The organism is Latilactobacillus sp. VITA-14, from assembly GCF_046580785.1.
GTDB lineage: Bacteria > Bacillota > Bacilli > Lactobacillales > Lactobacillaceae > Latilactobacillus > Latilactobacillus curvatus.
The window spans coordinates 1-13,131 of record NZ_JBJKTM010000013.1; the positions used below are offsets into that span (position 1 = coordinate 1).

Annotated in this window: 9 protein-coding genes; 1 reads left to right on the forward strand and 8 read right to left on the reverse strand. The window is 38.3% G+C overall.

Annotated features, from left to right (window positions below):
* From ACF1X7_RS06565 to ACF1X7_RS06600, 8 genes are all read right to left on the reverse strand, one after another.
* Positions 1–288, reverse strand: a 288-nt coding sequence (locus tag ACF1X7_RS06565; RefSeq protein WP_411162574.1) for a transposase, incomplete at its 3' end; no start/stop codon positions are given.
* A gap of 353 nt (positions 289–641) precedes the next feature.
* Positions 642–2,276 (reverse strand): aspartate-alanine antiporter, encoded by a 1,635-nt coding sequence (gene aspT / locus ACF1X7_RS06570; protein ID WP_411162575.1) that lies wholly within the window; start codon positions 2,274–2,276, stop codon positions 642–644.
* 32 nt (positions 2,277–2,308) lie between these two features.
* Entirely contained in the window at positions 2,309–3,907 is a 1,599-nt protein-coding gene (locus tag ACF1X7_RS06575) for a bifunctional aspartate transaminase/aspartate 4-decarboxylase (RefSeq protein ID WP_411162576.1), read from the reverse strand.
* A 273-nt stretch (positions 3,908–4,180) separates the two neighbouring features.
* Complete coding sequence (locus ACF1X7_RS06580; protein ID WP_126133150.1) at positions 4,181–5,434, reverse strand: carboxylate--amine ligase; 1,254 nt, start codon at positions 5,432–5,434, stop codon at positions 4,181–4,183.
* Positions 5,435–5,574: 140 nt separating this feature from the next.
* Positions 5,575–6,273 carry an aspartate/glutamate racemase family protein gene (locus ACF1X7_RS06585; protein WP_126133149.1) on the reverse strand — a complete coding sequence of 233 codons (699 nt, stop codon included), beginning with the start codon at positions 6,271–6,273 and terminating at the stop codon, positions 5,575–5,577.
* Positions 6,274–6,318: 45 nt separating this feature from the next.
* Complete coding sequence (gene aspS / locus ACF1X7_RS06590; protein ID WP_221276755.1) at positions 6,319–8,097, reverse strand: aspartate--tRNA ligase; 1,779 nt, start codon at positions 8,095–8,097, stop codon at positions 6,319–6,321.
* Between the two features lie 375 nt (positions 8,098–8,472).
* Entirely contained in the window at positions 8,473–9,711 is a 1,239-nt protein-coding gene (locus ACF1X7_RS06595; protein WP_080752751.1) for a NupC/NupG family nucleoside CNT transporter, read from the reverse strand.
* A gap of 178 nt (positions 9,712–9,889) precedes the next feature.
* Positions 9,890–11,098, reverse strand: a complete 1,209-nt coding sequence (locus ACF1X7_RS06600; protein ID WP_411162577.1) for an LCP family protein — start codon at positions 11,096–11,098, stop codon at positions 9,890–9,892.
* A gap of 196 nt (positions 11,099–11,294) precedes the next feature.
* Here ACF1X7_RS06600 and pepF point away from each other — a divergent pair, with 196 nt between their 5' ends.
* A complete protein-coding gene (gene pepF, locus ACF1X7_RS06605; RefSeq protein ID WP_411162578.1) occupies positions 11,295–13,103 on the forward strand; it encodes an oligoendopeptidase F in 1,809 nt (602 codons plus the stop codon).
* The last annotated feature ends 28 nt before the right edge of the window (positions 13,104–13,131 follow it).

Consider the following 13,131-nt stretch of genomic DNA (forward strand, 5'->3'; position numbering starts at 1 on the left):
AGCTAGTTTAAATTCGTGAGCAATCATTCCTGGTGACCAGCTTAGACGTAAATGGTTGAGAATTTTTTGCTTTAACTCATCGCTCAGCTTAGTTTTCCGACCACATCGTGATCGCTTGTATTCGGCATCTGTTTGTGCTAATTCAGTCTGATAAGGTTGACATCGAGATAATTCATAAGAAATTGTTGACGGTGATCGGTTCAGCCGAACGCCCATTTGGATATTGGACAGCCCTAGTTCACAAAAGGTTTCGATTTTAATTCGTTCGGAATAGGTTATACTAGACAAAAGATCAGCTCCTAAAAGATGGGTTTGTGGTAAACACCATTTTAAAGGAAGCTGATCTTTTTTGTCCGAACAGCGTTCGGATTAATTTTACAATCTACCATTTACCTTGAATTTACACTTTAAGCGCAACAAAAAACTCATAATTAAAATCTTGTAAAATGATGTTTGTAAAGACAGCCGCTGGATGATGACTATCTTCGTGAATAGACAGAAAAACTAAATAAGAGACCTAGAAAATTTTTAGACCGGAAAACACCATACGCGATTTTTCATCAGAAAGTGTTGCACTTAATTTGATAATTCAAGACAAAAAAACCGTGAAAATATAAATTTTCACGGTTTTTTTAAATTACTTATTTGCTAAGTAACACGATAAAGATTGGTCCCATTAAGGTTAAGAAAATATTACCAATAGCATATGCAGGTGCAACTGCAGCGGCAAAGAATGGGCTAGCATCAGAACCAACACGTTCTGAGATATCATTCAAAGCAGCTGACAATGTATCAGCACCAGTTTGTGCCCCAATAATTGAGATGGGTTCCATTTTCATTAAATAGTAACAAATTACGAAAGTAATGATATGTGGCAAGATAGAAATTACTGCACCAATTAATAATACAGAGATTCCCATTGATTGGATAGCGCTAATAAATGTCTTAGCAGCTGATAAACCAACCGTAGCGATAAATAAGTTCAAACCAATACTTTGGAAGAATTCCAATAAACTATCAGGAATCGTGTCCATATGAGCATGTTTATCACGGTAAATACTTTGTACTAAACCGACGATTAAACTAGCAGTCCCACCACCTAAGGCGATTGGCACACCACTAACTTTAGTTCCAACTATCCCAAGGGCAGCACTCAAAGCAATCCCAAGTGCAAACCATGAATAGTTAATAATATTCTCAGCAGCACGGAGACGACCTAATTGGCTTTGGACTTCACTAACGACGTCTTTTTGACCAACTAATGTTACACTTTCAGCAGGTTTTAAAGTACTGAACTGTGCTGGATCCATTACGTCACCGGCCAATGTCGCCACTAAAACCCCTTTGTCTTGAGCGTTTTTTAGAACGTCAGCAGAAAAGTTCTTCTTCAAGACAACTTGTTTTGAAACATAAGCTTTTGTCTTACCAGTTACTTCAAGCAAGTTAAATTCTTGCACAGCACGACCGATTTCATCAATCCCACCACTAATTGCAAGAATATCGCCGGCATTAATAACTGATGCCATATCAGCAGAATCATTCAAGCCAGCTGCTACTAAACCTTTAGCAAATTTAGTGTTAACAGTACCTAAGGTTTGACCAATTAATGATGAACCATCGTTAATTGTGTAGAAATGCGTGCTAGCAACGATAACAGGCACAGGAATCATATCCAATTCCTTGGCTGTTTTAACAGCTTGTTTCTTTAAATCGATGTGCATTAATTTTGGCATAATATCACGTAAGAAGATTAAAACCCCGATAGTCCCAAAAACATATGTTAAAGCATATACGATTGGAATTTGGTTTGAGTATAAAGTCTTCAAATGATCTGAAATTTGCAATTTAGAAATTGTTTCTAAAGAACTACCAATAACAGCAGATTGTGTTAATCCACCAGCAATAATCCCAGCTGCAATTCCGGGTCCGATGTGGAACATTTTGAAACATGCGTATGCAACGATAAACGCTGATACTAAGAAAATTAATGTCGCATAAACAATCTTGGCCCCAAATTTCTTCATACTTGAGATGAAGGTAGGCCCAACACGGTAACCAATTGCAAACATAAAGAAGTCGAAGAAGATATCACCTAAAAGTGTATCACGGGTGAAGACACCTAATTGGCCAATTAATAAAGCAACAATCAAAACACCGACGGTTGCGCCAAGTTTAAATGAACCAATTTTCAACTTACCTAACAAATAACCTAATGCCAAACAAATGAAAATAGCAAAGACAGGAGTTCCCACAAGGAAATTACCAATTGCATTCATCGTTTAAAACCACCTTAATATTATATTATTTTTTATTTTTGTTGGAATTTATCATAGTATTCAGCTAATAATTCAGCAATCCGTTTACCTGTAATTGCATAGTTTTCAGCTGGTTGGTTAGCCAATGATATTCGTAAGTAGCCTTCTTCAGTACCCATACCAGCGCCGTCCATAACGACAACACCATATTTGCCGGCCAATTCGCCTTCAAATTCAAGGTAGCTAAAGTTATTTTCGAAGTAATCACGGAAGTCTTTGCCATATTTCTTTTCAGCAAGTTCATAAATATTAAATACTGTATAATATTCTGCATTTTCAGCTGAATGATCGCCTTCCATACCCATTGATTTCCAGAATGTGTTGTAGCGAACGTCAACAACTTTCTTAGAAGCTTCGATGTATGGATCTTTTTCGCCTTCATGGATTAAGTGCGTTAAACTGAACAATGTCATTAAGACTTGTTGTGGTGTTGAAAGACCTGAAGTATGATACAAGCCGATTTCACGACTATCAGCAACAGTTCTGTCGATGAACTTCATGTCTAATGGGTTAGCTACTACTAATGAATAACGTTTTTCAAATTCTTCTTTGATTGCGGCGTTTTCAGCAGTCCGTTTAGCGATGATTTCGTCAAAGACGTTATCTTCGTGAGTTGCAATTAGGCCTAGACGGTGGCCTGTTGCACCATAAAGTTTTGAATATGAGTAAACTAATAAAGTATTCTTTGGTGCTACTGAGTAAATTGTTTGGAAATTATTAACAAATGTGCCATAAACATCATCAGTAATAATGATAATTTCTGGGTTAGCTGCAACAACTTCCTTGATTTTGTCTAAAGCATGTTGGCTAAAGGCACGTGATGTTGGGTTAGTTGGGTTAACAACGAAGAATGCTTTAACTGAAGGATCTTTCAATTCTTCAAATTTAGCATCTAGCATTTGCCAGTTATCATCTTCAACTGAGCTAACATCAAATTCTTTTAATTTGAATTCACTTAATTCAGGAATTTGTAAATATGGTGTGAAGATTGGTATATTGATTGCAATCGTGTCACCAGCTTCTAAGATGTGACTGATTTTCAATTCGTTGAATAAGTAAACCATAGCTGCTGTCCCCCCTTCAGTAGGGAAAACATTGGTATGATCGGCTAATTTTTCGCCATTATAAAGTGATACTTCAAGATACTTGTTCAAGATTTTTTCAACATTAACAAGACTTCTTGATGGAACTGGATAATGGTTACCAATAGCGCCATCAACAAATTCATGAACTAAATCATCTTGGTTTAAGTGCATATTATTTTCTGTATATGCTAAGAAATCTAAGATAAATTTATCAGTTTTGTCGTTTGCATCTAAATAATCATGAAGACGTTGTGCGATGCCTTCTTTTTCAACATAGCCAGCCATATCGCCATCAGCTTCGTCAATTGTTTTTGCTGATTCGTCAATACCGAATTCAACAATTTTGTTAAATGCTAAACGCGCACGTGTGTTAATCCAGTTAGGGTTCCCACGACCAACGTTAATTGGTGTATTGTGCATTGTGTTTTTTTCTGAATTTTCCAAGAAAAGGGCAGCAACTTCAAAGTTCGACATACCTTTTAATTGTTCAATATCTAATGATTCCATTATTCTTCCACCTTTTTGTTTATTTAGTACTTAGTACAGTATCAACTAGTACAGTATCAACCGCTTACAAATTTATTTTAACATAGACCAACACTCGAAAGAAATAATTTATTCAAATTTCTTATCTAAAGATAATTTTTTCTCATTTAATCCGTTTTATTATGAGATTTTTTAATAATTATCAGTCTAATATTACAAATGTAATATTTACTTAATATAATTTTAAAACAGCAAAAAGCGGTGAACTGTTCATTACAGTTCACCGCTTTTTGATTATTCTTTGTTTTCTTTGAAAAATTTATTGAAATTCTTCCGGTAATTATGCAACATCCACTTGATTAATAGCCAGCGTCTAAAATTCATATCCTTGCTGTATTCAAAGGTTGTTCCATAACGTTTTCGCTTAATGAGTGCCATCGCTTTGGTTTTTTCTTCGTTATTACGTGCATATTTTTCAAAAACATCCGCTGAAACACCCATCCAAAGAGCTGGATTTTCATCGTCTTTGTTGGCCCAAACAACCGGCTGGTCTTTAAGATCTTTGGTAACATAATCTTTAACAACCCATTGAGCTAAGTTGTAACCATTCAAGGTAACAAAGAAACTGCTTCGCCCCATGCGTAAATTGATATCAAACAATTTATAAGTATGATCCCGTTCATCGTATTTCATATCCAAGTTGGCATACCCAGTGTATTCAATATCTTCGAGGAACTTCTGAATTTGTTGATAAATTTGTTCGTTATACTCTGGCAAGATTGCCACGTAATTTCCGATAGCCGCTGGTGCCGGATCTTCCAACAATGGATGGCCCAAACACATCATTTTAACCTTATGATATTGATCAACGTAGATGTTAATTACGTGCATTCGACTGTCGTCACCAGGAATGAAGTCTTGTAAAATCATATCTGATTGGTAGCCATTATCATAAACTTTTTTCATGATATCTTGGAATTCAGCTTCCGTTTTAATGGTGAAAGCTTTTTTACGACCTTCAAATTGAACATCAAGCCATTCTACTGAATCAGCTGGTTTTAAAGCCACTGGATATTCAAATGGTTGTTCAACTTTATTTTCTTCAACCATTTGTTTCGTAATAATTTGCGTCTTAGGATAAGGTAAGCCATACTTTTCACAAATTTCATAGAACGTTTCTTTATAAGTTAAATCTTCTAATAACTTATGATCGATGTATGGACAAACGAAAACGTCTTCCAATTCAGCTTTATGTTCTGAAATTAAACTCGCATAGCCATCACCACAGCCAATTAAAATTACAGGGCCATCGCTGTCACGATAAACCTCTTTCAATCGACGCATTTCAGTGATAAAGCCTGGATCTTCACTAAAACCTGGTAAAATTTCTAGATCGACAATTTTTGTAAAACGAGTAGGTGCTAATTCCTTACTTGCATAGGCCTTTACTGGTTCATGATACATTTCATAAAATGACCGCGCCATACCGTAGACGTTAAAGTCGCTCCCCAATAAAATGGGGGTGAAATTTTTGCCATTTGCTTGCATGCTATTCACCTTCTATATCAGTTTTTAACGTTATTAAGTATAACATTTTAGCTAGATGTGTAGCTGATAACCCCTTAATGTTTATTAAAATTTAACCTGCGCTATTACCTAATTAACCTTCACGATAATCGCGTGCTACTTTAGTTGTACAACCCATCAACGATATTTTGACTCACAACCTTCATCGGATCAATCACTTTTTCGGTATACAATGGATATTCTTCTTGTGCCACACTCAATTCAGTACAGCCCAAGATGACCGCATCACAATCATAATCATTCAACATCGTATCGACGATATGCTTGTACTTTTCGTGACTAAATTTACCAGTTGCTTTGATGTCATCATAGATCAAGCTCATGGTCGCATCTTGAATTTCTTGATTTGGAACCACACTTTCAAGGCCAAAATTCTCAATGGCTTTTTGATAAATACCTGCTTGTCGTGTGCCAGTTGTGCTTAAAACGCCAATTTTCTTGAGGCCCGGAATATTTTTTTTCATGTGTTTAACCGTTTCTCTTGGCATGTGGATAATATCAAAATCAGCGGCGGCTTGTAATTCATCGTAAAAATAATGGGCCGTGTTGCACGTCATGATCATGAATTTTGGTGCTAATAAATTCATTTGTTGAACGTCTTTTAACATAATTGGTAATGGATTTTCCGTGCTATTACCAAGAATGTAGGCCGTTCTGTCAGGAATCGTTGCGTGATTAAAAACGATATAATTCAGATAGTCTTGATCTTTTTCGGCGGGGGTTAGTTCATCAATCATATGAACAAAGGTTTCGGTTGCTGCCGTCCCCATACCACCTAGAATTGTAAACATATCTTCCATTCAAATTCTCCTTTGCGGTTGCATAATGCTTTTTTAACACATTATTTAGTTTTTATTTTGAGGAATAACTTCAATGCCTAATTCGTCTAATTGTTCTTTTGTAACTTCACTTGGTGCATTGGTCATTGGTTCTGTTGCCCGTGAATTCTTAGGGAAAGCAATCACGTCACGAATATTGTCACGACCGGCAAGTAACATCGCAAAACGATCTAATCCGATTGCGATACCGCCTGATGGTGGGAAACCAAATTTCATGGCATTTAATAAATGACCAAAGCGTTCTTGGGCTTTTTCTGGTGAGACCCCTAATACGGATAACATTTTACGTTGAACATCTGGATCAAAGATACGAAGTGAACCGCCGCCCAATTCATAACCGTTTAAGATGATATCGTATGAAATCGCATGTGCCTTATGCGGATCAGTATCTAACAATGGAATATCTTCATCTCTTGGACGGGTGAATGGATGGTGAGCTGCAATCCATTTGCCAAAGCCTTCATCATATTCAAATAATGGCCAGTCCACAATCCATGCATAAGCATATCGATTCTTGTCAATCATGTCCATTTCTTTGGCAAATTGTTTCCGCAAGTAGCCTAAGCTATCACAAACAACTTGGAATTTACCTGCAACAATTAAAATTAAGTCATCATCGGTTAAATTTAAGCGTTCAACTAATGCTTCTTTAACATCTGCTAAGCCTTTGGCTGCCGCACCCTTTAATTCATCATCATTGTATTTAGCCCATAATAATGATTTGGCACCATACCGTTCGATATATTTTTGTTGAGCGTCTAAATCTTTACGTGAGTATTTAGCGGCCGCATGATTCACAACAATGGCTCGGACAAATTGTCCTTCACCCGCTGCTTCAGCAAATGGCTTGAATTCAGAGTCTTTGACAACTTCTGAAATATCTTGGATTTCCATACCAAACCGTAAGTCTGGTTTGTCTGAGCCGTATTTATCCATTGCATCTTGCCATTTCAAACGAGGGAATGGTGTTTGGACATCGATGCCTTTTACATCCTTCATAACTTGTTTGAACAGACCTTCTGTTTCAGTTTGAATTTCAACATCTGATAAGAAAGTTGTTTCAATATCAATCTGTGTAAATTCTGGTTGCCGGTCACCACGTAAATCTTCATCTCTAAAGCAACGAGCAATTTGATAATATTTATCAAATCCAGCGGCCATTAATAATTGTTTAAATAATTGGGGTGATTGTGGTAATGCATAAAAGCTACCTGGGTAAACCCGTGAAGGTACCAAGTAATCACGGGCCCCTTCCGGCGTTGAACTTGTTAAATCAGGTGTTTCAATATCTAAATAGCCATGATTATCATAGTAACTATGCACTGCCCGTGTGATCGCTGAACGAGTTCTAATGGCTTTTTGCATTTCTGGTCTTCTAAGATCTAAATAACGATATTTTAATTTAACATCTTCAGATGCCGTGTTGTTATCTGAAATTTCAAATGGGAGTGCCTCTGACTTATTTAAAACAACTAAGTCATTCACGATGACTTCAATCTTCCCAGTCTTCATGTCTGGGTTAACAGTTGCTGTATCACGAGCCATTACGGTTCCTTGGATTTCAACAACATATTCGCTCTTTAATTCACTTGCTAATTGGAAGATTGCTGCATCAGTGTCTTGATTAAACACTAATTGAACAATTCCTTCACGGTCTCTTAAATCAACAAAGATTAAATTCCCGAAGTTACGTTTATTTTGAACCCAACCATGTAAAATAACTTCTTTATTGATTAATTCTTCTCCTACTAATCCACAATACGTTGTTCTCGTTCTTGTTTTCATACCCAACATTCCCCTCTATATACAATTTATTATAAATAAAAAAAGCACCCTCGTCTTTCGACAAGGGTGCTTTATGCACGGTACCACCTTTAATTTCAGCTGTTGTTAACGCTATCTGCTAGCGGGATTTTCATCCAAGCCTCAAAAGCTGTCACAACTGATAATCAATAAGTAACTTTCAGCTAGGTTACTCTCTCTGCAATTGATTGTAAAATTAAATACTTTATCGATGGCTACTTTTATTATAATGACCACAATATATCACAAGGTATTTTATCTGTCAAGAATTTATTATTAATTAAATTAATTGCGGCGTTTCGGGTATCATCCCTTGCGCTCCAACCGTTCAAATACTTAATGCTATTTGGTCTTAAATTACCATACAAACAATCCCACAGTTGCTGCTGAAAGAAGTGATACTAAGATTCCTGATAGCAACATGTAGCCGACGTTTTTGGCAATCATGTCGTTCTTTTCACGGTCCACAAGGCCTTTGAAGGCGCCAATGATCATGCCGACTGTTGAGAAGTTGGCAAATGATGTCACGAAGACCGTTAAGACAGCTTGGTAATGTGGTGCGAAGCTCCCGATTGAATGTTGGACTTTACCCATGACAACGAATTCGTTGGTCACCAACTTCGTCCCCATGAATTGTGCAAATTCAAAAGCGTGGTGCACATCAAGTCCCATTAACCATGCGAATGGGAACATCACGATTCCAAGTAAATGTTCAAGGGTAATCCAAGGGTTCACTAATTGAAGCACCTTGTCGATCAAGGCAGCCAACGCAACAAAGGCGATGACGTTTGCCGTGATAATTAAAACTAATTTACCAGCATTTAAGATTGAATCACCTAAGAATGAGAAGAATGGTTCACGTTCCACTTTGCCTTCAACCATTTCGGTTGCTTCAACAGCTGCGGAACCACTCCCACCCATTTTAGCAATCGTATCTTCTTCGGGTGTGACTTTCACTGGGTTTAAAATATTGGTGACAATAATAGCGTTAATAATGTTGACCGGAATCGCCGTTAAAATAAATTGGCCCGGCATCATTTGTGTATATGCGCCGATGATGGAAGCTGTCACACAGCTCATTGACATCATCGCAAGTGTTAATGTTCGTTCTGCTTTCATTTGTTTCAATTGTAAGCTTGAAACAGCTAATGCTTCGGTATTGCCTAAAAACATCATTTCAACTGCAAAGAATGATTCAAACTTTGGTTGTCCCGTAATCTTAGCTAACCCACGGCCTAACCATTTAATCACCCAAGGCAAGACCCCGATATACGTTAAGATATCGAATAATGGGATAATCATCAAGATTGGTAATAACACGCTAGCAACGAAATCCATTTGTTTCACATTGACCCAACTTGGTAGTGCAAAAGCAATCCCAGTATAGGCAACTTGCACTAACCAGTTAAAGCCGTTTGCTGCACCTAAAACAATATCCCGCCCGATTGAAAAACTCGTTAAAAACCAAGCAAGCACTAAGTTAATCACTAACATGATTAAGACGGAGCGCCAATCGATTTCTTTCTTTTTCTTTGAGAACAGAAAGCCGACTCCAATAAAAATCAGTAATCCAACAACATTTACAAGCAAATACACGACACGCCACATCCTTCATTTGTCTTTTTCGTACCGCTTTAAATAATACCGTTCCCCCTTGTAAATGTAAACTATTGTTCACCCCCTAATTACATAAATAATCACTTGTTAAACGCAACTAAATTAGTCCACAAAAAAAGCGGTCCCCTTTTGCAAAGGACCGCTTTTCCATTCATTTTTAATAGCCCGCATTCCACTGATTTGTAGACTGTTGCGTTTGCCAAGTATTGGTCGTGTTACTGTAATCGTTGTTACCACTATAAGTTGCACTGTTCGAGTAGCCATAGTTACTTTGCGTCGTCGTTGCAGCACTCTTTTCACCATTCATGACACTTTCAGAATAAACCGTAAACTCTTGATGATTTTCTTCACCTGTAAAGTTGGTATTCAAATCGTTTTGTTTGGTTTCTGCGTTGTTAATCGTTGTTTTCTCTAATCCCAGTGACATTCTCAAGACATCTGAAACGCGTTGGATTTCTTCATTGGTTGGAATCTGATACGAACTACCATCAATATCAGCATTACGTCCAGTTAAAACATCAGACTCAATTGATTTAGCTGCCTTTCGATAATTTTCTTGAATCGCTACCATGTCATCAAAACTGAGGTTAGTGGCAACACTATCTGACAAGGAGTCTAAGATAGATTCAAAGTTGGTCAAAGATTTAAGCGAGACTGCAGAATTAATCATCGACGTGATAACTTGTTTTTGCCGTTTTTGACGGCCATAATCGCCTTCTGGATCATCGTAACGCATTCGTGAGTAGTCTAAAGCGGCTTTTCCTTTCAGATGCATCTTGCCCTTAGTAAACTCGCTCCCGTTCCATTCGAACGTAAATGGTACGTCAACATCAACGCCACCGACAGCGTCAACAATCTTCGATAAGCCCCCCATGTTAACCGTGACATAGTAATCAATTGGGACATCGAACATCTTTTCAACCGTCGACATTGCCATATCAGAGCCACCAACATTATAGGCAGCATTGATTTTTTGCATGTCGAACTTCTCTGCGCCTTGTAATTGCGCTAGCGTATCCCGAGGAATACTGACCAACTTGACCTGCTCTTTATCTGGATTGACTGTCGCCACAATCATTGTATCGGAATTTCCTTTATCAACCCGGCCCTCAGCACCAGTATCCACTCCGAGTAATAAAATAGAGAATGGTTTTTTATGTTTAATCGTTTTAGCGGCTTTTTTAGTCGCATTTGGTTTATAAATTTTATTCGCTGCAGACTTCACTTGATTACTGATGCGTAATGCATATGCGCCACCACCGAAGAGGACTAGCGTTAGAATGAGTATCAAAACTTTCATCGTGCGATGCTTTTTAACTTTTTTGTAGTTTGCTTCTCGAGATCCGAAAAATTTAGAATTCTGCATAGGTGTTTCCCTTCTATTATGTATCATACCGGTATTCATAATGTTATGTTGCTATTATAGCGGAATTATCATTTCAAACAACGCCTTTTAAGAAAAGTTACACAATTTTAATAATTCCTTCAATTGTTGAACAACACTTTCCTAATCGCTTTTATGCTAAAATATAAGCAATTAGTCTTAATTATGGAGGTTTCATATGTCAACTCAACAACTCCCCACCCGCGATGCTGTTCCAGAAAAGCTCACATGGGACTTAACCACGATTTTCAAAAATGATGCAGCTTTTGAAGTAGCCTTTAAGAAAGTTAAAACGCAATTACCCACACTCAAAACACTTGATCGTCCGTTTGAATCGGCTGATCAATTAGTCGCTACAATCAAACAAATCTTAGCCACTTTCCGCCAACTCGAAATAATTTACGTTTATGCTAGCATGAAAAATGATCAGGATACTGCTAACGCAACTTATCAAGGCTACCAGGCTCAAGTTGACGCACTGGCTGCCGAAGTTTCAGCAGCAGCGGCCTTTTTAGAGCCTGCGATTCTTGCTATTCCAGCTGGGCAATTAGCAGATTGGCTTGCTAAGACACCAACTTTAGCAGTTTACAGCCATTTCATTCAAACCATTACTGATAGTCGAGACCATGTCTTATCTGGGCAAGAAGAAGCCTTGTTAGCTGCTGCCGGTGATATCTTCAGTGCTGCTAGTCAAACCTTCAGCGTCTTAGACAACTCGGATTTACAATTCCCAGAAGTGACTGACGAAAACGGGCAAACGTTGCAGCTTTCAGACGGGGTCTACAGCCAACTTTTGCAATCAACCAACCGATCCGTCCGCCAAGCAGCCTTCGAAGCACTTTACAAAACCTATGGCCAATTCAAAAATACATTTGCGACGACGCTTGCCACTGAAATTAAAGGTCACAATTACTTAGCTCAAGTCCATCACTACGATAGTGCACGCCAAGCAGCACTTGCGCCCAAAGCGATTCCAGAAGCTGTCTATACAACCTTAGTTGATCAAGTGAACCAACACTTACCACTTTTACATCGCTATACTGAATTACGCAAAAAGCAACTGAATTTATCTGAGTTACACATGTTTGATCTCTACACACCACTTCTAGGAAAACCCGCATTAATCTACACTTATGAGCAGGCGCAAGCAACTGCCAAAGAGGCGTTGTCGATCCTAGGACCCGATTACGCCAAACAAGTTACCCATATTTTTGATGACCGCTTAATCGATGTTTGTGAAAATCAAGGGAAACGGAGTGGCGCCTATTCTGGTGGCGCTTATGACACCAACCCCTTCATTTTATTAAACTGGCAAGATGATTTAAACAACTTATACACATTAGTCCATGAAACGGGGCATAGTGTCCACAGTGCCTTCACCCGTCAGACTCAAGATTATGTTTATGGCGACTATCCCATTTTCGTGGCCGAAATTGCGTCAACAACCAATGAAAATCTCTTAACGGAATATTTATTGCAAACCCAGTCTGATCCTCAGGTCCAGGCCTATCTATTGAACTACTATTTGGATGGTTTTAAAGGCACTGTTTTCCGGCAAACGCAATTCGCTGAGTTCGAACATGCGATGCACGCTGCCGCTGCCAATGGTCAGCCACTAACTGCCGAGTTCATGTCACAACAATATGCGGACATTAATCGCCGCTACTACGGACCTGCCGTCGTTAACGATCCACAGATTGCCCTCGAATGGACCCGGATTCCCCATTTCTACATGAACTATTATGTTTACCAATACGCAACCGGCTTTGCTGCTGCAACGACTCTCGCTGACGGTATTAGCACCAACCAGCCCGGCGCTCTTGAACACTACCTAGATTACTTAAAAGCGGGGAGCTCAGCTTACCCAATTGAAATTATGCAACAAGCCGGCGTCGACATGACAAACGCTGACTATCTTGAACGCGCTTTTGCTGTTTTTGAAGAACGGCTAGATCAATTAGAAACATTATTGGCAACATTTAATTAACAAACTATTTTAAATCAAAAAATGTTAT

Coding starts and splice junctions, on each gene's coding strand:
- ACF1X7_RS06575 (WP_411162576.1), bottom strand. CDS start 3,907: ATGGAATCATTAGATATTGAACAATTAAAAGGTATGTCGAACTTTGAA.
- ACF1X7_RS06585 (WP_126133149.1), bottom strand. CDS start 6,273: ATGGAAGATATGTTTACAATTCTAGGTGGTATGGGGACGGCAGCAACC.
- ACF1X7_RS06600 (WP_411162577.1), bottom strand. CDS start 11,098: ATGCAGAATTCTAAATTTTTCGGATCTCGAGAAGCAAACTACAAAAAA.
- aspS (WP_221276755.1), bottom strand. CDS start 8,097: ATGAAAACAAGAACGAGAACAACGTATTGTGGATTAGTAGGAGAAGAA.
- pepF (WP_411162578.1), top strand. CDS start 11,295: ATGTCAACTCAACAACTCCCCACCCGCGATGCTGTTCCAGAAAAGCTC.
- ACF1X7_RS06580 (WP_126133150.1), bottom strand. CDS start 5,434: ATGCAAGCAAATGGCAAAAATTTCACCCCCATTTTATTGGGGAGCGAC.
- aspT (WP_411162575.1), bottom strand. CDS start 2,276: ATGAATGCAATTGGTAATTTCCTTGTGGGAACTCCTGTCTTTGCTATT.